The sequence below is a fragment of the Kutzneria viridogrisea DSM 43870 genome (assembly GCF_000525635.1).
In the GTDB taxonomy this organism is placed as follows: Bacteria; Actinomycetota; Actinomycetes; order Mycobacteriales; family Pseudonocardiaceae; genus Kutzneria; species Kutzneria viridogrisea.
Map to the genome: position 1 here is coordinate 362,327 of NZ_CP007155.1, position 22,850 is coordinate 385,176.

21 protein-coding genes are annotated in these 22,850 nt (G+C 72.4%); 18 read left to right on the forward strand and 3 right to left on the reverse strand.

Annotation, left to right across the window (positions count from 1 at the left end; all coding sequences use genetic code 11):
* Positions 1-78 precede the first annotated feature (78 nt).
* Together KALB_RS01800 and KALB_RS01805 are read left to right on the forward strand one after the other, a co-directional pair.
* Positions 79-600, forward strand: coding sequence for a MarR family winged helix-turn-helix transcriptional regulator (locus KALB_RS01800; RefSeq protein WP_025354012.1), 522 nt, complete (start codon positions 79-81; stop codon positions 598-600).
* Positions 600-2,300 carry an MDR family MFS transporter gene (locus KALB_RS01805; RefSeq protein WP_025354013.1) on the forward strand — a complete coding sequence of 567 codons (1,701 nt, stop codon included), beginning with the start codon at positions 600-602 and terminating at the stop codon, positions 2,298-2,300. The genes KALB_RS01800 and KALB_RS01805 overlap by 1 nt, the downstream gene beginning before the upstream one ends.
* A 57-nt stretch (positions 2,301-2,357) precedes the next feature.
* Here the strand turns inward: KALB_RS01805 and KALB_RS01810 are convergent, their stop codons facing one another.
* Positions 2,358-2,876 carry an inorganic diphosphatase gene (locus tag KALB_RS01810; protein ID WP_025354014.1) on the reverse strand — a complete coding sequence of 173 codons (519 nt, stop codon included), beginning with the start codon at positions 2,874-2,876 and terminating at the stop codon, positions 2,358-2,360.
* Positions 2,877-3,198: 322 nt separating this feature from the next.
* On the opposite strand from KALB_RS01810, the gene dacB reads away from it, so the two are divergent.
* The 4 genes from dacB (at position 3,199) to hpt (ending at position 7,901) form a co-directional block, all read left to right on the forward strand.
* Complete coding sequence (gene dacB, locus KALB_RS01815) at positions 3,199-4,965, forward strand: D-alanyl-D-alanine carboxypeptidase/D-alanyl-D-alanine endopeptidase (protein WP_025354015.1); 1,767 nt, start codon at positions 3,199-3,201, stop codon at positions 4,963-4,965.
* A gap of 45 nt (positions 4,966-5,010) precedes the next feature.
* A complete protein-coding gene (locus KALB_RS01820) occupies positions 5,011-6,093 on the forward strand; it encodes a zinc-dependent metalloprotease (protein ID WP_025354016.1) in 1,083 nt (360 codons plus the stop codon).
* A gap of 254 nt (positions 6,094-6,347) precedes the next feature.
* On the forward strand, positions 6,348-7,313 hold the full coding sequence (gene tilS / locus KALB_RS01825) for a tRNA lysidine(34) synthetase TilS (RefSeq protein ID WP_025354017.1): 966 nt from the start codon (positions 6,348-6,350) through the stop codon (positions 7,311-7,313).
* Positions 7,314-7,352: 39 nt separating this feature from the next.
* Positions 7,353-7,901, forward strand: a complete 549-nt coding sequence (hpt, locus tag KALB_RS01830; protein WP_025354018.1) for a hypoxanthine phosphoribosyltransferase — start codon at positions 7,353-7,355, stop codon at positions 7,899-7,901.
* Here the strand turns inward: hpt and KALB_RS01835 are convergent, their stop codons facing one another.
* Positions 7,902-9,608 carry a substrate-binding domain-containing protein gene (locus KALB_RS01835; protein ID WP_025354019.1) on the reverse strand — a complete coding sequence of 569 codons (1,707 nt, stop codon included), beginning with the start codon at positions 9,606-9,608 and terminating at the stop codon, positions 7,902-7,904. It abuts the gene before it with no gap.
* A 477-nt stretch (positions 9,609-10,085) separates the two neighbouring features.
* Between KALB_RS01835 and ftsH the strand changes: the two genes are divergently transcribed.
* From ftsH to KALB_RS01865, 6 genes are all read left to right on the forward strand, one after another.
* A complete protein-coding gene (ftsH, locus tag KALB_RS01840; protein WP_025354020.1) occupies positions 10,086-12,323 on the forward strand; it encodes an ATP-dependent zinc metalloprotease FtsH in 2,238 nt (745 codons plus the stop codon).
* Between the two features lie 133 nt (positions 12,324-12,456).
* Positions 12,457-13,263, forward strand: coding sequence for a dihydropteroate synthase (gene folP, locus KALB_RS01845; protein WP_025354021.1), 807 nt, complete (start codon positions 12,457-12,459; stop codon positions 13,261-13,263).
* Entirely contained in the window at positions 13,256-13,636 is a 381-nt protein-coding gene (gene folB, locus KALB_RS01850) for a dihydroneopterin aldolase (RefSeq protein ID WP_025354022.1), read from the forward strand. Before folP ends, folB begins: the two co-directional genes overlap by 8 nt.
* On the forward strand, positions 13,633-14,121 hold the full coding sequence (folK, locus tag KALB_RS01855; protein WP_025354023.1) for a 2-amino-4-hydroxy-6-hydroxymethyldihydropteridine diphosphokinase: 489 nt from the start codon (positions 13,633-13,635) through the stop codon (positions 14,119-14,121). The genes folB and folK overlap by 4 nt, the downstream gene beginning before the upstream one ends.
* Positions 14,121-14,576, forward strand: coding sequence for a DUF3180 domain-containing protein (locus tag KALB_RS01860; RefSeq protein WP_030109568.1), 456 nt, complete (start codon positions 14,121-14,123; stop codon positions 14,574-14,576). The genes folK and KALB_RS01860 overlap by 1 nt, the downstream gene beginning before the upstream one ends.
* Positions 14,577-14,634: 58 nt before the next feature.
* Entirely contained in the window at positions 14,635-16,257 is a 1,623-nt protein-coding gene (locus KALB_RS01865) for a DUF6779 domain-containing protein (RefSeq protein ID WP_025354025.1), read from the forward strand.
* Between the two features lie 180 nt (positions 16,258-16,437).
* On the opposite strand, the gene KALB_RS01870 is transcribed toward KALB_RS01865, so the two are convergent.
* Complete coding sequence (locus KALB_RS01870) at positions 16,438-17,580, reverse strand: NADH-quinone oxidoreductase subunit D (RefSeq protein ID WP_025354026.1); 1,143 nt, start codon at positions 17,578-17,580, stop codon at positions 16,438-16,440.
* A 206-nt stretch (positions 17,581-17,786) separates the two neighbouring features.
* Here KALB_RS01870 and KALB_RS01875 point away from each other — a divergent pair, with 206 nt between their 5' ends.
* The 6 genes from KALB_RS01875 to KALB_RS01900 all read left to right on the forward strand — a co-directional run bounded on the left by KALB_RS01875 (position 17,787) and on the right by KALB_RS01900 (position 22,713).
* Positions 17,787-18,902, forward strand: a complete 1,116-nt coding sequence (locus tag KALB_RS01875) for a PrsW family intramembrane metalloprotease (protein ID WP_025354027.1) — start codon at positions 17,787-17,789, stop codon at positions 18,900-18,902.
* Positions 18,903-19,023: 121 nt separating this feature from the next.
* On the forward strand, positions 19,024-19,917 hold the full coding sequence (locus KALB_RS01880) for a Rossmann-like and DUF2520 domain-containing protein (protein WP_025354028.1): 894 nt from the start codon (positions 19,024-19,026) through the stop codon (positions 19,915-19,917).
* Positions 19,914-20,804, forward strand: coding sequence for a pantoate--beta-alanine ligase (gene panC / locus KALB_RS01885; RefSeq protein ID WP_030109286.1), 891 nt, complete (start codon positions 19,914-19,916; stop codon positions 20,802-20,804). Before KALB_RS01880 ends, panC begins: the two co-directional genes overlap by 4 nt.
* 12 nt (positions 20,805-20,816) lie before the next feature.
* Positions 20,817-21,284: an aspartate 1-decarboxylase gene (gene panD / locus KALB_RS01890; RefSeq protein ID WP_025354030.1), complete on the forward strand. Its 468-nt coding sequence runs from the start codon at positions 20,817-20,819 to the stop codon at positions 21,282-21,284.
* 6 nt (positions 21,285-21,290) lie between these two features.
* Positions 21,291-22,064: a type III pantothenate kinase gene (locus KALB_RS01895; protein ID WP_025354031.1), complete on the forward strand. Its 774-nt coding sequence runs from the start codon at positions 21,291-21,293 to the stop codon at positions 22,062-22,064.
* 223 nt (positions 22,065-22,287) lie between these two features.
* Positions 22,288-22,713 (forward strand): helix-turn-helix domain-containing protein, encoded by a 426-nt coding sequence (locus tag KALB_RS01900; RefSeq protein ID WP_025354032.1) that lies wholly within the window; start codon positions 22,288-22,290, stop codon positions 22,711-22,713.
* Positions 22,714-22,850 lie beyond the last annotated feature (137 nt).

Below are 22,850 nucleotides of genomic sequence, written 5' to 3' on the forward strand. Positions count from 1 at the left end.
CGTTTGCTAAGAGACCTCCATGAAGTGCATGCTTGTATCCGGCAACTAATTGGATGCCGCAAGCAACAGGGGGGTGTGGTGGTAGCTCCGATCAGGGAGACCAGCGCCGTCACCGAGGACGATCTGCGCACCGCGGACGACATCGGCATGGCACTGGCCCGACTGCAGCGGCTGAGCGCCTGCGTGGCCGCACAGGCGGGCAAGGGAGGCATGGACCGGTCCGCGTTCATGCTCCTGGTCACCCTGGTGGCGAAGGGGCCGCTGCGGTCGAACGCACTGGCCGAGGCCGTGTGGGCAGACCCGTCCACGGTCAGCCGCCAAGTGGCGCAGCTGGTCAAGGAGGGCCTGGTCGAGCGCAAGGTCGACACGGAGGACGGCAGGGCCACGGTGCTCGCGGCCACCGAGCAGGGGGTGCGGCTGCTGGAGGACAAACGCAGCCGCCGCAACCAGCTCATCGCCGAGATGATCGGCTACTGGCCCGATGCCGACCGTGCCCGCTTCGCCGCGCTGTTCGCCCAGTTCATCGGCGACTACGAGCGCTTCCTACCAATCTTTACTGCCGAGTTCACCGGCAAGGTGGACTCGCGAGGGGAGAAGTGATGTCACAGTCCGCTGGCAACGCGACGCCGGTGGCGGCCGGCGTTGGCGTCGGCGGGTTCACGCACCGGCAGATCATCTCGGTGATCTCCGGACTGATGTTGGGCATGCTGCTCGCGGCGTTGGATCAGACCATCGTCGCCTCAGCCATGCGCACCATCGCCGACCAGCTGCACGGTCAGACCATCCAGGCGTGGGCCACCACCGCCTACCTGATCACCTCGACCATCTCCACGCCGCTGTACGGCAAGCTGTCCGACATCGTCGGGCGCAAGCCGATGTACCTCACCGCGATCTCGATCTTCCTGGTCGGCTCGGTGCTGTCCGGCATCTCCACCTCGATGTACGAGCTGGCCGCGTTCCGCGCGGTGCAGGGCCTGGGCGCCGGTGGCCTGATGTCACTGGCCTTCGCCATCGTCGGCGACATGGTGTCACCGCGTGAGCGGGGCAAGTACCAGGGCTACTTCCTCGCCGTGTTCGGTGTGTCCAGTGTGGCCGGACCGGTGGTCGGCGGCTTCTTCGCGGGGCTGGACAACCTGCTCGGCTTCGAGGGCTGGCGCTGGGTGTTCCTGGTGAACCTGCCGATCGGCATCATCGCGCTGGCCGTGGTCAGCAGGGTGCTCAACCTGCCGCACACCCCGGTCAAGCAGCGCGTGGACTACTTCGGCGCGCTCACCCTGACCATCGGTGTCGTGCCGCTGCTGATCGTGGCCGAGCAGGGCCGCGAGTGGGGCTGGGGTTCGACGGACTCGGTGCTGATGTACGTGATCGGTGGCCTGGGCATCGCCGCCTTCCTGTTCGTGGAGAACAAGATGGGCGACGCCGCACTGCTGCCGCTGCGCATGTTCCGCAACGGGGTGTTCAGCCTGGCCAACGTGCTCAACTTCATCGTCGGCATGGGCATGTTCGGCGGGTTGGCGGCCCTGCCGCTGTACCTGCAGATCGTGAAGGGCCAGACGCCGACCTCGGCGGGCCTGCTGACCCTGCCGCTGATGGCGGGCATCACGATCGCCTCGCTGGGCTCCGGCCAGGTCATCGCCCGCACCGGGCGCTACAAGTTCATGCCGATCGTGGGCTCCGCGGCGATGGGCGTCGCGCTGCTGCTGTTCGGCCAGATGACCCCGGACACCGGGCTGCTCGTCTGCTGCCTGATCATGGGCCTGATGGGCTTCGGCCTTGGCCTGTGCATGCAGACCCTGGTGCTGGCCATCCAGAACGTGGTCGCGCCGAGGGACATGGGCGTGGCGACCGCCTCGGCCACGTTCTTCCGCTCCATGGGCGGCACGGCCGGTACCGCGATCTCGCTGTCGATCCTGTTCGGCGTGGTGCAGGACAAGATCGGCACGGCGTTCGGCAACGCGGCGAAGACCCCGGAGTTCCAGGCGGCCACGCACGACCCGAAGGTGCTCGCCGACCCGGCCAACGCCGGCTTCCTCAAGAGCCTCAACGGCGGCGGGGGAACGGGCATCGACCTGGAGAACACCCAGTTCATCGAGCACCTGGACGCCCGGCTGGCGCGTCCGGTCCTGGAGGGCTTCTCCCAGGCGATCGACCTGGTGTTCGTGGTCGGCAGCGTGGTGACCGCGGTGGCGTTCGTGCTCGTCTGGTTCCTCAAGGAGGTGCCGCTGTCGAGCAAGTCCGGCATGCAGCGCTCCGCCGACGAGGAGGCCGAGGAGCGCACGCTCATGCCCGTCATGGAGTGAGCTGACCCGAAACGTGAGGGCCCCTGCCGGAATCCGGCAGGGGCCCTTCGCTCGTGCTCAGTGCTTGGCGAACGGCTCCATCTCGCCGTTGGCCACCGCGTCGGTGTAGCGCTTGTAGGAGCGCTGGATCTCGGCCTCGGCGTCGGTGCGGCCGACCCAGGTCGCGCCCTCCACGCTCTTGCCCGGCTCCAGGTCCTTGTACACCTCGAAGAAGTGCTGGATCTCCAGCTTGTGGAACTCGTTGAGGTGGTGGATGTCACGCAGGTGCTCCGACCGGGGGTCCTCGGCGGGCACGCAGAGCAGCTTGTCGTCGCCGCCCTTCTCGTCGGTCATGCGGAACATGCCGATGGCCCGCGCGCGGATCAGGCAGCCCGGGAAGGTCGGCTCCTGCACCAGCACGAGTGCGTCCAGCGGGTCCCCGTCCTCGCCAAGGGTGTCGTCCACGAACCCGTAGTCGGCGGGGTACTGGGTGGCGGTGAACAAGGTGCGGTCCAGGCGGATGCGCCCCGTCTTGTGGTCCACCTCGTACTTGTTGCGCACGCCCTTGGGGATCTCGATGGTGACGTCGAACTCCACAGTCCTCGCTCGTTTCGCCTCTTCGTGCGCGCACCTCGCGCGCAACTCGACACTCCGGTTACGCCACTAGTGTGGACCACGAGGTGTGCGGCGTCGGTATCGAAGTGGCCGCTGAGCAGTGTGAGTTTGGTCCGTGTTCGGCGCGGACCGCTGTGAGGAGGAACTCGTGGCCGGACCAGGCCAGCCGACGTCGGGATGGCCGACCTCGTCACCTGACGAGGGCGTTCCCGCTGGTCAGGGGGAGAATCAGGGCTGGCCGACCGCCGACGGGGACGACTCGGCACCCGGATGGCCCACTGCCGAACCGGCATCCTCCGAACCGGTGAACCTCACCGAGCAGCTGCCCCGCCCCGCGGTGCCGCCGCCCGCGGACCCGCCGACCCAGCCCGCGGTGGTCGTGCCCGCCGATCCGCCGACCCTGCGGCTGCCCAGCGAGCACACCACCAAGATGCCGGTGAACAACGACCGCGCCCGGCAGGACCCGCCCACCGTGCAGATGCCCGCGATGGAGGCCACGGACCCGCCCACGGTGCGTGTGCGGGTGCCCCGCCCGGCGCGGCCCTGGCCCGCGGCGGGTGCCCCGCAGGTGGACGAGAACGTGCCGCAGCCCCCGCCCCAGCTGCCCCCGCCGCCCCGCGAGGCCCCGGCCGAGGACGAGCACCACGAGGAGCAGCCCGAGGTCGAGGTGCCCGCGCAACGCCGCGGTGGCCGCAAGCTGGTGCTGCTCGGGTTCGCGCTGGTCGCCGTGGTCGCGCTCGGCGCGGGCGCCGTGTTCGGCGGTCCCACCGTGCTCACCGCGCTCGGCCTCGGCGGCCCCAGCACCACCACCGTCCCGCCGCCCGCCCCATTGGCGCCCACCCCGCAGCTGCGACCCGCCACCACGGGCACGGCCCCCACCTCGGACGGGGTCAAGGCGGCGCTGGCCGGTCCGGCCTCGTCCCCGGCACTGGGCACGCTCACCGGCAGCGTGGTCGACCCCACCACCGGCAGCACCCTGTGGGACAGCAACTCCGGGACCCCGCTGACCCCCGCCTCGGCGGGCAAGCTGCTCACCACCTCCGCCGCACTGCTCAGCCTGGACCCGCAGACCCGGTTCACCACCACCGTGGTCGCCGGGTCGGAGCCGGGCACCGTGGTGCTGGTCGGCGGCGGCGACCCCACGCTGTCCTCACTGCCCGTGGGCAAGGAGTCGGTCTACCCCGGTGCCGCCCACCTGGACGACCTGGTGGCTCAGGTGCGCAAGGCCGCGGGCGGACCCGTGCGCAAGGTGCTGGTCGACACCAGCCGGTACACCGGGGACGGCATGGCCCCCGGCTGGGACAGCAACGACATCGCCGGGGGCTCGTGGTCCCCGATCTCCCCGGTGATGCTCGACGGTGGCCGCAGCAAGCCCACCGAGCAGGACCCGCCGCGCACCCCCACCCCCGACCTGGACGCCGCGAAGGAGCTCGCCAAGCGGCTGGGCGCCGACCCGGCCCAGTCGGCCAAGGGCAGCGCGCCCAGCGGGTCCGCGGTGCTCGGCTCGGTCAGCTCCGCCCCGCTCACCGACCTGGTCGACAACCTGCTGGAGATCTCCGACAACGTGCTCGCCGAGGCGGTCGGCCGTGAGGTGGCCCGCTCCGCGGGTGACCCGGCCTCCTTCTCCTCGGGCAGCCAGGCCGTGCTGAAGGTGTTGCGGGACAACAAGTTCGACCTGACCGGCGTGACGATGGTCGACGGCAGCGGGCTGTCCACCAACGACCGGGTGACCTCGAAGCTGCTCAGTTCCATCCTGACCGTCGCGGCGGGTCCGGACGGCGGGGACCCGCGCACCGCCAAGCTGCGCCCGCTGCTCAACGGCCTGCCCGTCGCCGGGGGTACCGGCACGTTGGCGTCCCGCTACAAGGACGCCAACTCGGTCGCGGGCAAGGGCCTGGTGCGGGCCAAGACCGGCACCCTGTCCGGCGTCAACACCCTGGCCGGGGTCGTGCTCGACACCGAGGGCAGGGTGCTGGTGTTCGCGCTGATGTCCAACGGCTCGAACATCGACAGCGGACGGGCGGCACTGGACGTGCTGGCGGCGACCCTGCGCGGATGCGGCTGTCACTAGTGCGGCTTCTGCCCATCGGCGCCACCTGCCGGTAGCGTCGATGGGGTGAACACGGGAAACGCAGCCAGCGCCCTGCCCTCCGGTGGCACGCCGTCCCCCGTCGACTGGGGGGTGGCCGCGTCCACGGCGCAACGCCTGATCCGCTCCGGGCCCTCAGTGCCCCGCGAGGAGGCGGAGGCCGCCGTGCGCGAGCTCCGGGTGCTCTCCCGCGCCGCCGAGCAGCACGTGCGCGAGGTCACCGGACTGGGCCAGGACCTGCCCCTGCTGGACGGTCAGGTCGTCGACCGGCGCGGCTGGGTGCAGGCCGCCTGCGAGGGCCTGTCCGTGCTCACCGAGAACGCCCTGCCCTCCTCCCTGCCCCGCCCGCTGGCCGCCGTCGTGTCCGGCACCTCCGGGGTGCAGGCGGGCATGGTGCTCGCCTACCTGAGCACTCGCGTGCTCGGCCAGTACGACCCCTTCGGCGGGGAGGGCGGCCGACTGGTGCTGGTCGCGCCCAACATCGTCGCCGCGCAGCGCGCCATGGACGTGCCCGCCACCGACTTCAGCATGTGGGTGTGCCTGCACGAGTCCACGCACCGCTTGCAGTTCACCGCCGTGCCCTGGCTGCGCGGCTACTTCTCCGAGCAGGTCGGCAACCTGCTCTCCGCCGTGGACGACAGCGCCATCGGCGCCGCCAACCGGATCCCCGACATGGTGCGCGCCGCCAAGGACCGGCTGCGTGGCATCAGCTCCGCCGACGCCAGCCCGGTCGCCCTGATCGAGCTCATCCAGTCGCCCGAGCAGCGCGCCGTGCTGGACCGGCTGATCGCCCTGTCCACACTGCTGGAGGGGCACGCCGACCACGTGATGGACGCCGTCGGCCCCGCCGTCGTGCCCTCCGTGGTCACCCTGCGCAACCGGTTCTCCGCCCGCCGCAAGGGCGGTGGCCTGCTCGACCGCGTGCTGCGCGCCGTGCTCGGTGTGGAGGCCAAGGTCCGCCAGTACGCCGAGGGTGCCGCGTTCACCGGGCACGTCGTGGACGCCGCTGGCATGGCCGGCTTCAACCACGTCTGGGACCGCCCCGAGACCCTGCCGACCCGCGCCGAGATCGCCGACCCGGACCTGTGGCTGCGCCGCGTGCTGGGCTGAGGTGCTGGTGCTGGTGTCATGAAGGTGCCCTTCGCGACGTTGGGCGTCGCGAAGGGCACCTTCATGACACGGCCCAACCTACTCTTGACACGCTCTGAACTGCGCAAACTCGCCCCGCCGCGCTGACTTGTCCACAGGCGCCCCAGCTGTCCACAGATGCGCCGCCGTGCGGGTCTGGTGGGTGCCCGGCGGATAGACTTGAACTGGGGTCGCCCCCCGGAGAGGGTGGGGGCTGGACTGAGGAAGGCCGTGCCGTGGGGCAGCCGGACGAAGCGGTCTCGCAGGTGCGGACGGCGGTGCGCAGGCTGCTCACGGGGGCTGGGGCCACGGGTGAGGTGGCGGTGGCGGTGTCCGGGGGTGCGGACTCGCTGGCGCTGGCGGCGGCGGCCCGGCACGTGTCGAGGCGGCTGGACCTGAGGGTGCTGGGCCTGGTGGTGGACCACGGGCTGCAACCGGGGTCGGACCAGGTCGCGGGGCGGGCGGCCGACCAGTTGCGCGGGCTGGGGCTGGACGAGGTGCGCGTGCTCACCACGGAGGTGACCGGCCCGGGCGGTGTGGAGGCGGCGGCGCGCAGGGCGAGGTACGCGGCGCTGCGGGGTGCGCGGACGCCGGGCACCTGGGTGCTGCTCGGGCACACCCGTGACGACCAGGCGGAAACGGTGCTGCTCGGGCTCGGGCGCGGCTCGGGGCCGAGGTCGATCGCGGGCATGCGACCACTGGACCCGCCGTGGGCCCGTCCGCTGCTGGCGGTCTCCAGGGCGACGACGGTGCGGGCGTGTGCGGCGCTGGGCCTGACGCCCTGGCAGGACCCGCACAACACGGACCCGGCCTTCACCAGGGTGCGGCTGCGGCACGAGGCGTTGCCGCTGCTGGAGGACGTGCTGCGGGGCGGGGTCGCGGACGCGTTGGCGCGCACGGCGGCGCAGTTGCGTGAGGACAACGACGCGCTGGACGCGCTGGCGGCCGACCTGCTCGGGCGTGCGTTGAACGGCGCAACCCTGGACGCGGCGGTGCTCGCGGCGGAACCAGCGGCGCTGCGCCGGAGGGCGGTGCGCTCCTGGCTGACGGATCAGGGTGTGACCGACCTCACCGACGCCCAGTTGCGTGAAGTCGACGAGCTGGTCGGCAACTGGCGAGGTCAGGGCGGCGTGCGGCTCCGTGGCGGCTTGGTGGCGGGGCGCGCGCATGGCAGGCTGGGGCTAGACCGAGCGGAGTCATGACCTGGCGCCGCACCCAGGCCGGAAGAGGGGAAGCTGCCCGTGTACGAGGGCGATATCGCCTCCGTGTTGATCACCGAGCAGCAGATCAGCGACAAGACCGCCGAACTCGCCAAGCAGGTCGCCGAGGACTACCGCGACGCGGGCTCGGACCTCTTGCTGGTCGGCGTGCTCAAGGGCGCTGTGATGTTCATGACCGACCTGGCGCGGGCCCTGCCCGTTCCGGTCCAGTTGGAGTTCATGGCGGTCAGCTCCTACGGGTCCTCGACCTCCTCCTCCGGGGTCGTGCGCATCCTCAAGGATCTGGACCGGGACATCGCCGGGCGGGACGTCCTGATCGTCGAGGACATCATCGACTCCGGGCTCACCCTGTCCTGGCTGCTCAAGAACCTGGCCTCGCGCAAGCCGAAGTCGCTGGAGGTCTGCGCCCTGCTGCGCAAGCCCGACGCGGTCAAGGTCGAGGTGCCGGTCCGCTACGTGGGCTTCGACATCCCCAACGAGTTCGTCGTCGGCTACGGCCTGGACTACGGCGAGCGCTACCGGGACCTGCCCTACATCGGCACCCTGGACCCGGCCGTCTACTCGAGCTGATCAGCAGTTGTTCGTCGCGCACGGCCTGCGGCTGAGCGCGTCGAACAGCACGCTGCGGAACGCCGCCGCGTCACCGGCCTGGTACGCCTTGCCGCCGGTGGCCGTGGCGATCTGTTGCAGGGCGTCCATGTCCGCGTCCGGCCCCAGCCCGATCCCGATGATCTGCACGGGACGGCTCGGGTCGGCCTGCGTGCGCAGGGTCCGCAGCAGGCCGGCCAGGTCCAGCCCGCCGTTCTTCTCGTTGCGCCCGTCGGTGATCAGCACCTCGGTGTTGACCTTCGACGGGTCGTAGCCGTCCCGCAGGGTCTCGTAGGCCGCGAAGGCGGTGTCGTACAGCGCGGTGCCGCCGCGCACCCGTCCGGGCAGGCTGGCCGCCGCCTGTTGCAGTGCGACCCGCTGGCTGATCTGCCCCGCCTTGCCGCCGAGCGGGCCCAGCGGCACCAGTTCGGCCCAGTCGTTGGGCGGCGCCTGCTGGATCGAGAACGCCCACAGCCCCACGTAGGTCGAATCCGGCATCAGGGACATGCCGGCCAGCGCCCCGTCCCGGGCCACCTGGATCCGGCTCCGCCCGTCCGGCAGCGTGGCCGACATCGAGCCGGACACGTCCACCACGGCCAGGGTCCGGCCGTCCAGGTGGATCACGTTCCAGGCCCGCAGTACCCCGCTGACCTGCGTGCCGTTCGGGGCGGGCCGCAGGGTGGGCGTGGCCGCGCTGACCCCGTCCTTGCCGCCCCAGGTGGCCGAGGCGGTGCCCTGCGGGTCGCGGAACCCCGCCGCGCTGAACAGCCCCATCGCCCGTGCCGAGCGCAGCTCCTTCTCGAAGGCCGCGGCCGCCTGCTCGGTGCCCGAGGGCTCGCTGCCGGTGGTCACCCGCACCACCGGGTAGTCGAACAGCACGGTGCCCTCCACCGGGTACACCGCGACCGCCTTGGTGCCGCCCGCGCCCACGTTGAACGAGACCACCGACTGCTCCGTCGCGGTGAACACCGGGGCCGCGTCCGGGTTCGAGCGGACCGCGTCGAAGCCGTTGGACACCCCGTCCAGGGCGCCGCCGCGCAGCCGCAGCAGCACCGCGATCAGTGCCTGCGGGGGCACGCCCGCCGCGGCGCCCGGGGTCATGCTCTGGGCCACCGCCAGCGTCGCCACGCCCTCGGTGTTCACCAGCGGGTCGGTGATCACCGCCGGGATGCTGCCGTCGGTGAACCGCTGCCAGCTCACGGGGGAGCGCGGCAGGCCCAGCTGGGCGGCGCGCGGCGGGGAGGCGACCACCACCAGCGGGGAGGAGGCCAGCGACTCGTGCTGGGCGAGCTGGGGTGCACCGGCCTGGTCCCTGCGATCGGCCTCGGTGGCGGTGGACACCCACAGCGAGGAGTCCGGGATCCACAGCGCGGGCGGGTCGATCGGCCTGGTCGGCAGCGCCTGCACCACGTCGGCGGAGCCCTCCGCGACCACCTTCACCCGCACGCACAGCCCGTTGACGGCGTTCTGCTCCTGCTCGAAGCCGTCGGCGACGGCCTGGGCCACCGGCTGCACCGCCGGGGCCACGGCCACCCGCAACGGGACCTGCCCGGAGCAGCGCACCGAGTTCGCGGCGTTGGCCACGACCACCCCGGCCACGGCCACGGCCGCGACCAGGGTGGGCAGCAGGAAGTGGCGCAGCCGACCGCTGCGCCGGGGGCGGACGCTGGTGTCGAGGTGAGTGGGCATCGGTCTGCGAACACCTCCGGCTGGGCGTCCACTGCGGGCGCGGCGGCTCTCCCCGGCATCGTCGGCGGACGGGCCCCCGGCGATACCGTTCGGAGCACCTGGGTGCCCCGGTTGGCTCCACTGGCCCACCCGGTACGGCTGTTCGGGTGTTCACCACCGCACCGTTCGCCAGGCGGGTACCTGCGCCCTCTGGCGGACGGGTCCCCGTGGGTACGCGCCGGGGGCGTGCGCGGTTCACCGCGATCACCGATCGGGGAGCTTCGCGCAACGTGGCGCGGGTCACGCCGGGAACACCGCGCCGACCTCGTCCGTTGGCCGCTGGTGGAGCGGGCTCAGGACACCTGTCAACTTCCGGCCGAGGCTTGTCGGCGGCGGGCGGTACGCTAGGTGAACCGGGGTGTCCCGTCCTCGGGCGGTAGAGGCACCGCTCGTTGTGCAAGTCAGGGAGGGTCGAGGCCGCCCGACGGCCGTAGGTGAATGGACCGTAAGCGCGTTCTCCGCAACCCGCTGATCTGGATCGTGGCGGCAGCTGCACTGCTCATCGGCTACAACCTGCTGACGGACAGCACGCGGGGCTATTCCCTCGTGCCCACGTCGCAAGCACTTGAGCAGGTGACGAAGGGCAATGTCAAGGCTGCTCAGCTCGACGACAAGGAACAGCGACTGCGTCTTGACCTGACCAACCCGCTCGACGGGCGCAGTCAGGTGATGACGTACATCCCCGGCGGCCAGTCCGAGGACAACGTCTTCAAGCTGCTGCAGGACCCGGCGAACAAGGTCGGCAAGTACGACGTCGCCGTGAACAACGAGAACCCGTTCGTCCAGATGTTGATCATTCTGGTGCCGATAGGGCTGCTCCTGCTCGTCCTGATGTGGATGATGAACAACGTCCAGGGCGGCGGCAACCGGGTGCTCAACTTCGGCAAGTCCCGGGCCAAGCAGTTGTCCAAGGACATGCCCAAGACCACCTTCGGTGACGTGGCCGGTGCCGACGAGGCCGTCGAGGAGCTGGAGGAGATCAAGGACTTCCTCCAGAATCCCGGCCGCTACCAGGCACTGGGCGCCAAGATCCCCAAGGGCGTGCTGCTCTACGGGCCGCCGGGAACCGGCAAGACCCTGCTGGCCAGGGCCGTGGCCGGGGAGGCCGGCGTGCCGTTCTACTCGATCTCCGGCTCGGACTTCGTCGAGATGTTCGTCGGTGTCGGTGCCTCGCGCGTGCGCGACCTGTTCGAGCAGGCCAAGCAGAACGCCCCGTGCATCATCTTCGTGGACGAGATCGACGCGGTCGGCCGCCACCGCGGTGCCGGCCTCGGCGGCGGTCACGACGAGCGCGAGCAGACCCTCAACCAGCTGCTGGTCGAGATGGACGGCTTCGACTCGCGCGGCGGCATCATCCTGATCGCGGCCACCAACCGGCCCGACATCCTGGACCCGGCCCTGCTGCGCCCCGGCCGCTTCGACCGCCAGATCCCGGTGTCCGCACCGGACCTGCGCGGGCGCAAGGCCATCCTGCGGGTGCACTCCAAGGGCAAGCCGCTGGCCCAGGACGCCGACCTGGACGGCCTTGCCAAGCGCACCGTGGGCTTCTCCGGTGCCGACCTGGCCAACGTGATCAACGAGGCCGCGCTGCTCACCGCCCGCCAGAACGGCACCATCATCACCGGTGCCGCGCTGGAGGAGTCGGTGGACCGGGTGATCGGCGGTCCGGCCCGCAAGAGCCGGATCATCTCCGAGAAGGAGAAGAAGATCACCGCCTACCACGAGGCGGGCCACGCGCTCGCCGCGTGGGCGATGCCCGACATCGACCCGGTCTACAAGGTCACCATTCTGGCCCGCGGGCGCACCGGCGGTCACACGCTGTCCGTGCCCGAGGAGGACAAGGACCTGATGACCCGCTCCGAGATGATCGCGAGGCTGGTCTTCGCGCTCGGCGGGCGTGCGGCCGAGGAGCTGGTGTTCCACGAGCCGACCACGGGTGCCTCCAACGACATCGAGCAGGCGACCAAGATCGCCCGCGCGATGGTGGCCGACTACGGCATGAGCGCCAGGCTCGGCGCGGTCAAGTACGGGCAGCACGACGGCGAGCCCTTCCTGGGCAGGCAGATGTCGCACGCGCCGGACTACTCCCTGGAAGTCGCGCACGAGATCGACGAGGAGGTCCGCAAGCTCATCGAGGCGGCCCACAACGAGGCGTGGCAGGTGCTCAACACCTACCGCGACGTGCTGGACGACCTCGTGCTGGAGCTGGTGGACAAGGAGACCCTGCACCAGAAGGACCTGGAGCGGGTCTTCGCCAGGGTGCAGAAGCGGCCGCGGATCACCGAGTTCAACGACTTCGGCAACCGCACCCCCTCGGACAAGCCCCCGGTCAAGACCCCCGGCGAGCTGGCCAAGGAGCGCGGCGAGCCGTGGCCCCCGGCCGGTTCCGAGCCGGAGCCCGCGCCCACCCCGGTGGCCACGGTGCCCGGCGGCGGGGAACTGCCGCAGGCCCAGCAGAGCAGCCCGGCACCCAACGGCGCCGCCCCGTACGGCTCGGGGCCCTACGCGGGCAGGCCGAGCAACCCGTCCGGGCCGCCGAACTACGGTGCCCCGCCCGGCTGGACCCCGGCGACGGCGCCCAACGGCTCGTGGACCCCGAACTGGGGTCAGCAGGGTGACCAGCCCGGCGGCCAGGAGGGCAAGCCGAAGCAGGAAGACCCGAACGACGCGTCGTGACCAGCACAGCTGACCGGAACGGGTCCGTGGACGGAGAGCACCAGCTCACCGCCTGCGGACCCGTTCCGTCCGCCTGAGCCGAGGAACACCAGTGCCACACCCCTCGCTGCCCGCACCGGGCAGGTGTGTCGTGATGGGCGTGCTGAACGTGACGCCCGACTCCTTCTCCGACGGTGGTCGCTACCTCGACCAGGCCGACGCCGTGCGCCACGGGCTCGCCCTGTGGCGGCGCGGGGCCGACCTGGTGGACGTGGGCGGCGAGTCCACCCGGCCGGGAGCCGACCGGGTGGCGGCCGAGGTGGAGGTCGCCCGCGTGGTGCCGGTGATCCGCGAGCTGGCGGCACAGGGCGTGCCGGTGAGCGTGGACACGACCAGGGCGCGGGTGGCCGACGCGGCACTGGACGCGGGCGCCACGGTGATCAACGACGTGTCCGGCGGCCTCGCCGACCCGGACATGGCCAAGGTGGTGGCCGCCTCCGGCGCACCGTGGATCCTCATGCACTGGCGTGGGCACAGCAAGGACATGACCGCGCTGGCCGAGTACACCGACGTGGTGGCCGAGGTCCGCGCCGAGCTGTCGGCCAGGGTGGACGCGGCCCTGGCGGCCGGGGTCGAGGCGGAGGCACTGGTGCTGGACCCGGGCTTGGGCTTCGCCAAGCGGGCCGAGCACGACTGGGCCCTGCTGCACGCCCTGCCCGAGCTGCTGGGCATGGGTCTGCCGCTGCTGGTCGGGGCCTCGCGCAAACGTTTCCTCGGCGCGCTGCTCGCCTCGCCGGAGGGCACGCCGCGGCCACCGGACGGCAGGGAGGACGCCACCGCGGCGATCTCCACCCTGGCCGCCGCCGCGGGGGCCTGGGGAGTGCGGGTGCACGACGTGGACCGCTCGCTGGACGCCGTTGCCGTGGTGGCCGCCTGGCGGCGAGGGGGTACCGATGACTGACCGGATCACGCTGACCGGGCTGCGGGTGCGCGGGCACCACGGGGTGTTCGAGCACGAGCGCCGCGAGGGCCAGGACTTCCTGGTGGACGTGGTGGTGTGGATGGACCTGGACCGCGCCGCCGCCACCGACGACCTGGCGCAGACCCTGCACTACGGGGAGCTGGCCGAGCGCACGGCCGCCATCGTGGGCGGACAGCCCTACGACCTGATCGAGACGGTGGCGGGCAAGGTCGCCGACGAGGTGATGACCGACGGGCGGGTGCACGCGGTCGAGGTGACCGTGCACAAGCCCGCCGCGCCGATCCCGCTGACCTTCGCCGACGTGACCGTGACGATCCGCCGGTCCCGGCGTGCCGGGCGGGGGACCGCGTGACCAGGGCCGTGCTCTCGCTGGGGTCCAACCTCGGCGACCGGCTGGCGAACCTGCAACTGGCCGTGGACGGGTTCCGTGCGGAGCTGGTGGCCGTCTCCCCGGTGTACGAGACCGCGCCCTGGGGCGTGACCGACCAGGACGACTTCCTCAACGCCGTGCTGGTGGTCGAGGCCGAGGGCGTGGACGAGTGGGGCTGGCTGCGCCGGGGGCAGCGGCTGGAGGAGGAGTCGGGCCGGGTGCGCGTGCTGCGCTGGGGCCCGCGCACCCTGGACGTGGACGTGGTCACCGTGGACGGCGTGCGCTCCGAGCATCCCGACCTGGTGTTGCCGCATCCCGGCACGCACGAGCGGGCCACGGTCCTGGTGCCCTGGCTGGACGTCGAGCCCGAGGCGGTGTTGCCGGGACACGGCCCGGTGCGCGCCGTGCTGGCGGGTCTGGGCACCGAGGGTGTGCACCGTCGTGACGACCTCCGGTTGGAGACGTGATGAAGTTCACCAGGATTCGCGATCTGGTTGCCGTGGCGATCATCGCCGGTGTGCTGGCCTGGGTGGGCCTGCGCTCCCTGTACTCGGTGCTGCCCACCCTGCCCAAGCTGGCCGCGATCACCTTCGGGGTGCTCGCCGTGGTGGAGGCGATCTTCGCCTGGCAGTTGCGCGCGCGCATCGCCGAGGGCAAGGTGCAGCCGCTCACCGCCGCGCGCGCGGTCGCGCTGGCCAAGGCGTCCTCGCTGGTGGGCGCGCTGATGTTCGGGGTGTGGGGCGGGGTGGCCGCCTACCTGCTCCCGCAGGCCGCCACGGTGACCGCCGCCGCCAACGACTCGGTCACCGCGGTGATCGGGCTGATCGGTTCGGCGATGCTGGTGGGCGCCGCGTTGTGGCTGGAGCAGTGCTGCCGCACCCCGGATCCTCCGCACGATCGTGACAAGCCAGGCCCGCTGTGAACGCCGAATCGCCGACGGGTAGGTCTCAGTCGGGTAACTGACCGGTACCGTAGGGGTCATGACCGGCCGCAGCGGCTTGACCGATGGTGAGCACGGTGATGGTCGCGGTTACGGTCGGCTACTCCTGGTAGCCGTACTCGTACTCGCCATCGCCGCGACCGCCGTGCTCGTGCTGAGCAACGACGCGAGGTTCCTCCGCCTCGGTGTGCTCGCCGCCCTGTGGGCCGCGCTGGTCGGCGCCTTCCTCGCCGTGAAGTACCGCCGCGAGGCGGCCGCCCGCGAGGACGAGGTCTCCGACCTGCAGACCGTGTACGAGCTGGAGTTGGAGCGCGAGGTCGCGGCCCGCCGCGAGTACGAGCTGGAGATCGAGGCGGACACCCGCCGCAAGGTCGAGGAGGAGTCCAGGGAGGACCTGGACGCGCTGCGCTCGGAACTGCGTGCCCTGCGCGAGAACCTGGAGGCGCTGCTCGGCGGCGAGGTGCTGGTGGAGCGGGTCGCGCTGCGCGCCGAGTCCACCAGGATGCGCTCGCTGTCCGACCAGTCCCGGCTGCTGGCCGTTGGCGAGGACCGGATCCTGGCCAAGGAGGACCGCAAGGGCATCACCGTCGGTACCCGCAAGGAGAGCGTCAAGCGGGAGAGCACCCAGCGGGAGACGATCGACGCCAAGCTGACCGCGCCCACCGAGCTGATCGAGCGCATCCCGCACGACGCCCCGGTGCGCAAGGAGGCCCGCGCCGAGGCCCCGCGCCGTCCCGAGCCCAGCCGTCCCGAGCAGGCCCGCCAGCCGATGCGTGTGCAGGGCGCCGAGCCGGCGGGGCGTGCTCCCGCGCAGGGCCGCCGCGAACCGGTCCGCCCGCAGCAGCGCCAGCCGCAGCCCGCCGCCGCCTCGACCCAGGTCGTGTCCCGGCCGACCCCGCCGCCCGGGGCGGACAAGCCGCGCCAGCCCGAGCGCCGCCAGCCGGAGCCGAGGCAGACCGCCGTGCCCGGTGTGGTCGGCATGCGCGTGCGCCCGCCCGAGGTGCGTCAGCCGGAGGCACGTCAGCCCGAGCCGCGCCCCGAACCGCGTCAGCCCGAACCGCGTCAGCCCGAGCCGCCCCGTCAGCAGGAGCCGATGACCGTGGCGATGCGCTTGGGCGGCCCGGCTGGCCCGCCGCCCGCGCCCTCGGCCGCCGAGCCGCGCCAGCCCGCCGCCGCGCCGCAGCCCTCGCGCCAGGCCGAGGAGCCCACCGGCCGTCGTCGCCGCCCCGAGCCGGAGCCGACCCAGTACGTGTCGCGTCGCACGACCCCCGAGCCCGCGGCGGCCAGGCCCGCCGAGGAACCGCCCGCGCGGCACGGCGCCGGCAACCCCGCCGCGGCCAAGCCGCAGGTCTGGGACGACAGCAAGGAAGCAACGGGCGGTCGTCGGCGCAAGCCGGACCCGGCCCCTGCCCCGGCGACGGACGGCCCGGTGTGGGACCCCGAGCTGGGCGACTGGGTGCCGGACTCGCTGGAGCTGCCGGTGCCCACCCTGGGCGGCACCGGGTCGAACGGCGGCACGCCGCCCCCCGCCGCGAGCACGCCCGCCGCGCCGCCGCCCGCCGATGCCGGTGCGCACGCCGCGGGCAAGTCGGTCAGCGAGCTGCTGGCCGCGCTGGGCAACGAGGAGCCCACCCGCCGTCGTCGGCGCCGCGCCGAGGACTAGTGCGGTGTCCGGCGCCCGTCGTCGGTCCTGCCGCGCCCAGGCGGCGCCTCGCCGCACCGCCCCCGCGCCCCCCGTACACCCAGTACGAGGACACGTGGGCGGCACGCCGATCCATCCACCTGGATCACGACATCACCCGACGACGGTCTTGGACACCGCACTGGCCGCTACTAGTCGCCGCTACTTGTCGATGTCGCCGACGACCACCGCGAAGGACCCGAGCACGGTGGGCAGGTCGGCGACGGCGGTGCCGGGCAGCAGCCGGGTCAGCGCCTGCACGTTGTTGAACGAGGGCGTGCGCAGCTTGAGCCGCCACGGGGTCTTCTCGCCGCGTGAGGACAGGTGCACCCCGGAGATGCCCAGCGGGGCCTCCGTCCAGGTGTAGACCGAGCCCTCCGGGGCCTTCACCGCCTTGGGCAGCCGCAGGTTGACCGGGCCCGGGGGCAGCCGGTCCAGGCACTGGCCCGCCAGCCTCGTGGACTGGGCGACCTCGCCGAGCACGCACTCCACCCTGGCCAGCGCGTCGCCCGCGGTGCGCAGCACCGGGCGCACCTCCAGCTCGCGGTAGGTCGCCGACTGCTCGTCGCGGCGCAGGTCCACGTCCACCCCGCTGGCCCGCCCGGTCGGACCCGTGACGCCCAGCGCCAGCGCCGCCTGCGTGGACAGCACCCCGATCCCCCTGTGCCGTCGCACGAAGGACTCGTCCTGCACGGTGGACTGCCGGATCGCGGGCAGCAGTGAGTCCACAGTGGACAGTGTGTCGCGCACGGCACCGGTCCACCCGGCCGGCACGTCCTCGCGCAGCCCGCCGATCCGGTTGGCCATGAAGTGGATCCGCCCGCCGGTGGCCTGCTCCATGACCGCCTGCACCGACTCCCGGGCGCGCAGCGCCGCGGTCGTACCCGCCGTGTGCTCGCCGGTGAGCGCCCGGGTCAGCGGCGCCAGGAACACCAGGTGCGCCATCGCGCGGTTGAGCTCGCACAGCAGGGTCCGCAGCCACAGCGCGCGCGGTGGCACGTCCATGCCGGTCATCAGCTCGACGGCCAGGGCCACGGTCAGCTCGTTGCAGAACGCGGCCAGCCAGTCGTGCCGGTTCGCCAGGGTGAGCACCTGCCGGTAGTCGCGGACCTCGAACAGCTTCTCCGCCCCGCGGTGCAGGTGGCCCACCAGCGGCTCCGCCGCCCTGACCGTGGCGTCCTCCACCGTCAGCCGCAGCCGGTACGCGCCGTGCGCCGAGGGGTGCAGCGGTCCCAGGTCCACTACGTGGTCCACACCCAGGTGCCTGGCCCCCGCGCCCACCCCCACCGTGATCTGCTCCCGCACCGGTTCATGCTCGCACGCCCCCGCCTGTGCCATGAAAGTGCCGTTCCTGGCGTTCAACGCCAGGAACGGCACTTTCATGACATGCCCCTGGTTGTGAACGCTCACCGCCGACCATGGCGGGCTGGTCGCCGGCTGTAGCCCTATCGTTCTGTGCTGTGACCGCAGCCTCGCTCTCGCCGCCACCCCGGGCGCCGCGCAGCCTCACGGTGCTCGCCCCGGTGCTGGGCCTGATCGCCCTCGGGCTGTCCGCGCTGATCATGCTGGGCCTTGGCGCCTCCAAGGTGGGGCCGATGGGCGTGCTGGTCGGCGCGGGTGCCGCCCTGCTGCCGGTGGGACCGGTGGTGGCGGCGTTCCTGTGGGTGGACCGCTGGGAGCCCGAGCCGGCCAAGCTGCTGTGGCTGAGCTTCGCCTGGGGCGCCTGCGGGGCGACGGCCTGCTCGCTGCTGATCAACAGCACCGCGGAGGCCCTGGGCGACCTGGCGCTGGGCCACGGGCACGGGGACACGATCGCGGCCACGATCTCGGCGCCGATCGTGGAGGAGGCGGCCAAGGCCGCGTTCCTGATCGGGCTGCTGTGGTGGCGCCGCCAGGAGTTCGACGGCCTGGTCGACGGCATCGTCTACGCGGGCTTCACCGCGGCGGGCTTCGCCTTCACCGAGAACATCTACTACTTCGGCCGGGTGTTCGCCGAGTACGGCTTCGCGGGCGCCACGGGCGGGGTGATCGCCGCCTTCGTGCTGCGCGGGGTGCTCGCCCCGTTCACCCACCCGCTGTTCACCGCGATGACCGGCATCGGGGTGGGCATCGCGGCCCGCAGCACCAGCGGCAAGGTCCGGGTCTTCGCCCCGCTGCTGGGCTACGTGTGCGCCGTGCTGCTGCACTCGCTGTGGAACTCCTCGGCCACGCTGGGCGGGGCCACCGCCTTCCTGACCGTCTACTTCCTGGTGATCCTGCCGATCCTGGCCTCGATGATCGCGCTGGTGGTCTGGCAGCGGCGGCGTGAGCAGCGGGTGGTGGCGGCCCAGCTGCCGGGCATGGCGGAGGCGGGCTGGATCGCCAACAGCGAGGTGTCGCTGCTGTCCAGCCTCACCGGGCGGCGCGGCTGGCGTTCCGCGGTGCGCAGGCGGGCCGGTGCGCAGGCGGCCCGCGCGGTGGCCAGCTACCAGACGGCCGCCACGGAACTGGCGTTCCTGCGCGACGCCGTGCAGAGCGGCCGGGCCGGGGCGGACGCGGAGCAGCGCCAGCGGCACCTGTTGTCGGCGATGCTCAGCGCGCGGCAGGAGGCGGTGCGGGCACCGGGCGCGCTGACCGGCGAGTCGTGAAACTGCTCACCTGGACCGGATCTGGATCTCCGGCCCCGGCTACTCTCGGCCCGCCGTCCGGTACCCGCACCACAGCGGGCCTGGAACTGCACGACAGGAGTTCGCAGATGGGCACAGTGCTGTGACCCGCCCCGCCCGGCTCTCCGTCGGGATCATCTCCGCGGGCCGGGTCGGGTCCGTGCTCGGCGCCGCGCTGACCCGCGCCGGTCACACGGTGCTGGCCACCAGCGGGGTGTCCCGCGACTCGCTGCGCCGTGCGGAGGAACTGCTGCCCGAGGCCGCGCTGCTCGGCCCGGACGAGGTGGCCGCGCGCGCCGACCTGGTGTTGCTGGCCGTGCCCGATGACGCCCTGGCCGGGCTGGTGCGCGGCCTGGTGGCCACCGGCTCGCTGCGGCCGGGCCAGATCGTGGTGCACACCTCCGGCGCGCACGGCGTGTCCGTGCTGGCGCCCGCCGCCGAGGTGGGCGCGCTGACCCTGGCGCTGCACCCGGCGATGACCTTCACCGGCCGGGCCGAGGACCTGCACCGCATCGCGGCCTGCTGCGTGGGCGTCACCGCGGCCTCGGACGAGGAGGCGGCGTGGAGCGTGGGCGAGGCGCTGGTGGTGGAGATGGGCGCCGAGCCGGTGCGCGTGCCCGAGGCGGCCCGCGCGCTCTACCACGCAGCGCTGACGCACGGGGCCAACCACCTGGCCACCTTGGTCAACGAGTGCACGGACCTGTTGCGGGGCGCGGGGATCGCGCACGCCGACCGGATCATCGCCCCGCTGCTGTCCGCCTCGCTGGACAACGCGCTGCGGCACGGGGACCGGGCGCTGACCGGACCGGTGTCGCGCGGGGACAGCGGTACGCTGCGCGCGCACGTCTCGGTGCTGCGCCGGACCGCGCCCGAGGTCGTGCCGTCCTACCTGGAACTGGCCCGCCGCACGGCACACCGCGCCGCGGACGTCGGCCTGCTGCGGGCGGACGCCTTCACCGACGTGGTGTCCGTGCTTGATGAGGAGAGCAAGTCATGAACCTGACCCGGACCGACTACGCGCCCGGGCAGCTCACCGTCCACAGTGGACCGGACAAGCTGGGCCGGGTGACCAGGGCGCTGCGCACCGCGGGCAGGCAGGTCGTGCTGGTGCCCACGATGGGCGCGCTGCACGAGGGCCACCGCGAGCTGATCCGCAGGGCCCGCAGGCTGCCCGGCACGGTGGTGGTGGTCTCGATCTTCGTGAACCCCCTCCAGTTCGGCGCCGGTGAGGACCTGTCGCGTTACCCGCGTCCGCTGGAGGCCGACCTGGCGGCCCTGCGCGAGGAGGGCGTGGAGCTGGCGTTCACCCCCGGGGTCGAGGACCTGTACCCGGAGGGCGCCGCCGTGACGGTGCACCCGGGCCCGCTCGGTGACGAGCTGGAGGGCGCGGACCGGCCCGGCCACTTCGCGGGCGTGCTCACGGTGGTGGCCAAGCTGTTCAACATCGTGCGGCCGGACATGGCCTTCTTCGGGGAGAAGGACTTCCAGCAGCTGACGCTGATCCGGCGCATGGTGCGGGAACTGGACTTCGACGTGCGGGTGGTGGGCGTGCCGACCATCCGCGAGTCCGACGGGCTGGCGCTGTCCTCCCGCAACGCGTACCTGGACGAAGCCCAGCGGGCGGCTGCCGTGTCGCTGTCGGCGGCGCTGGCCGCGGGCAAGCACGCGGGGTTCGAGGGTGCCGAGGCGGCGCTGTCCGCGGCCCGCGCGGTGCTGGACAGCCAGCCCGAGGTGGAGCTGTCCTACCTGGAGCTGCGTGCTCCCGACCTGGGGCCGGCCCCCGCCACCGGAGACGCGCGGCTGCTGGTCGCGGCGAAGGTCGGCGGCACCCGGCTCATCGACAACGCCCCGGTGCAGCTGGGTGCTGTGCTGGCGAACCACTAGAGGGGGTCAGCGATGTTGCGGACCATGTTGAAGTCCAAGATCCACAGAGCGACCGTGACGCAGGCCGACCTGCACTACGTGGGCTCGGTGACGGTGGACGAGGACCTGATGCAGGCGGCGGACCTGCTGCCCGGTGAGCAGGTCTGCATCGTGGACGTCACCAACGGGGCCCGGCTGGAGACCTACGTGATCCCCGGTGAGCGGGGCTCCGGGGTGATCGGCATCAACGGGGCCGCGGCGCACCTGGTGCAGCCGGGCGACCTGGTCATCCTGATCTCCTACGGGGTGATGGACGAGATCGAGTCCATCGCCTACCGGCCGAAGGTGATCTTCGTGGACGACCGGAACAAGGTGCTGGAGCAGGGCGAGGACCCCGGCCACGCGCCGGAGGGCTCCGGCCTGAGCAGCGGGGCGGTCACCGCGCACGCGGAGACCTCGGACGCGGCCCGACTGGACGCGCTGATCCAGGCGGAGGCGTAACCACTCGTGCTGCTGTGCATCGACATCGGCAACACGAACATCTCGCTCGGGCTGTACGAGGGCGAGCACCTGCTGCACGACTGGCGGATGCGCACCGACGCGCGGATGACCGCCGACGAGCTGTCCCTGTCGGTGCGCGGCCTGCTCGGTGAGCACGCCGACCGGGTCACCGGGGTCTCGGCCCTGTCCACGGTGCCCGCGGTGCTGCGCGAGCTGCGGGTGATGCTGGACCGGTACTACGCGCGGGTGCCCAGGATCGTGGTGCAGCCCGGTGTGCGCACGGGGGTGCCGCTGCTGGTGGACAACCCCAAGGAGGTCGGCGGGGACAGGCTGGTCAACACCATGGCCGCGCACCACCTGTTCCCGACCTCCTGCGTGGTGGTGGACTTCGGCACCTCCACCAACATCGATGTGCTCAGCGCGCGCGGGGAGTTCCTGGGCGGGGTGTTCGCCCCCGGCATCGAGATCTCGGTGGACGCGCTGGCCGCCCGCGCCGCCCAGTTGCGCAAGGTGGAGTTGGTCCGGCCCAGGACGGTGATCGGCAAGAACACTGTGGAGTGCCTGCAATCCGGGATCATGTACGGCTTTGTCGGCCAGGTGGACGGCCTGGTCCGCCGGATCAGCGAGGAGCTCCAGCGGTCCCACCCCGGCCCGGTGACGGTGCTCGCCACCGGCGGGCTGGCCCCGCTGATCGTGGGTGAGTCCGAGACGATCGGCCACCACGTGCCGGAGCTGACCCTGCTCGGGCTGCGGCTGGTGTACCTGAAGAACCAGGGCTGACACGCACGGCTCGGCCCTGCACTCCCCTCGCTGACAGCCGGTAACGCCCGGCGGTGTTGACGGCCGGGCCCGCCCGGCAACGCAGGGTCGAGCCGTGCAACGGGGCGACCGGTGGCTCCGACGCCCCAGAAATGTCACCATTGATTACTCGCTGGCTGGTCACAGCATAGGCACACCGTGACTAATGTCAACCAAGCTAACATTCGGCGTAGTGGGGGGTGGGATGACACAGGACCAGACGGGCGGTTCGCTGGCCGAACGGCTCATCGTGCTGTTCGACAGCGTGCGCAGGCCGGGCGACGGCCGCAGGCACACCAACGCCGAGGTGGCGGAGTTCGTCACCGGGCGCACCGGCGAGCCGTGCTCCCGCCAGTACGTGGCCCAGCTGCGCAACGGGGAGCGGGACAACCCGACCAAGCACGTGCTGGAGGCGCTGGCGGAGTTCTTCACGGTGCCGGTGGCCTACTTCTTCGACGACGAGCTGGCCGGGCGGATGCGCGCCGAACTGGAGCTGGCCGCCGCGCTGCGGGACAACGGCGTGCGCCAGCTCGCCCTGCGGGCCACCGAGCTGGACCCGGCGGACCTGGGCGTGCTCACCGACATGATCGAGGCGATCCGCCGCCGCAAGGGCGGGCGCGGCGATGCGTAGCGCGGTGTCCGGCGGTGGCACGAACCCGCCACCTGGATCACGGCATCACCCGAGGAGAGCCACCGGACACCGCGCCGGCGGCGGTATCGTGCGGTCCACACCGGCCTGAGCCCGCGATGGACCCCGGGTCAGCGCGC

Excerpts from the sequence above, each read along its gene's own strand:
- KALB_RS01805 (WP_025354013.1), top strand. The coding sequence starts at position 600 with ATGTCACAGTCCGCTGGCAACGCGACGCCGGTGGCGGCCGGCGTTGGC.
- panC (WP_030109286.1), top strand. The coding sequence starts at position 19,914 with ATGAACCTGACCCGGACCGACTACGCGCCCGGGCAGCTCACCGTCCAC.
- ftsH (WP_025354020.1), top strand. The coding sequence starts at position 10,086 with ATGGACCGTAAGCGCGTTCTCCGCAACCCGCTGATCTGGATCGTGGCG.
- folB (WP_025354022.1), top strand. The coding sequence starts at position 13,256 with ATGACTGACCGGATCACGCTGACCGGGCTGCGGGTGCGCGGGCACCAC.
- KALB_RS01865 (WP_025354025.1), top strand. The coding sequence starts at position 14,635 with ATGACCGGCCGCAGCGGCTTGACCGATGGTGAGCACGGTGATGGTCGC.
- KALB_RS01900 (WP_025354032.1), top strand. The coding sequence starts at position 22,288 with ATGACACAGGACCAGACGGGCGGTTCGCTGGCCGAACGGCTCATCGTG.
- KALB_RS01835 (WP_025354019.1), bottom strand. The coding sequence starts at position 9,608 with ATGCCCACTCACCTCGACACCAGCGTCCGCCCCCGGCGCAGCGGTCGG.
- KALB_RS01860 (WP_030109568.1), top strand. The coding sequence starts at position 14,121 with ATGAAGTTCACCAGGATTCGCGATCTGGTTGCCGTGGCGATCATCGCC.
- panD (WP_025354030.1), top strand. The coding sequence starts at position 20,817 with ATGTTGCGGACCATGTTGAAGTCCAAGATCCACAGAGCGACCGTGACG.
- folP (WP_025354021.1), top strand. The coding sequence starts at position 12,457 with ATGGGCGTGCTGAACGTGACGCCCGACTCCTTCTCCGACGGTGGTCGC.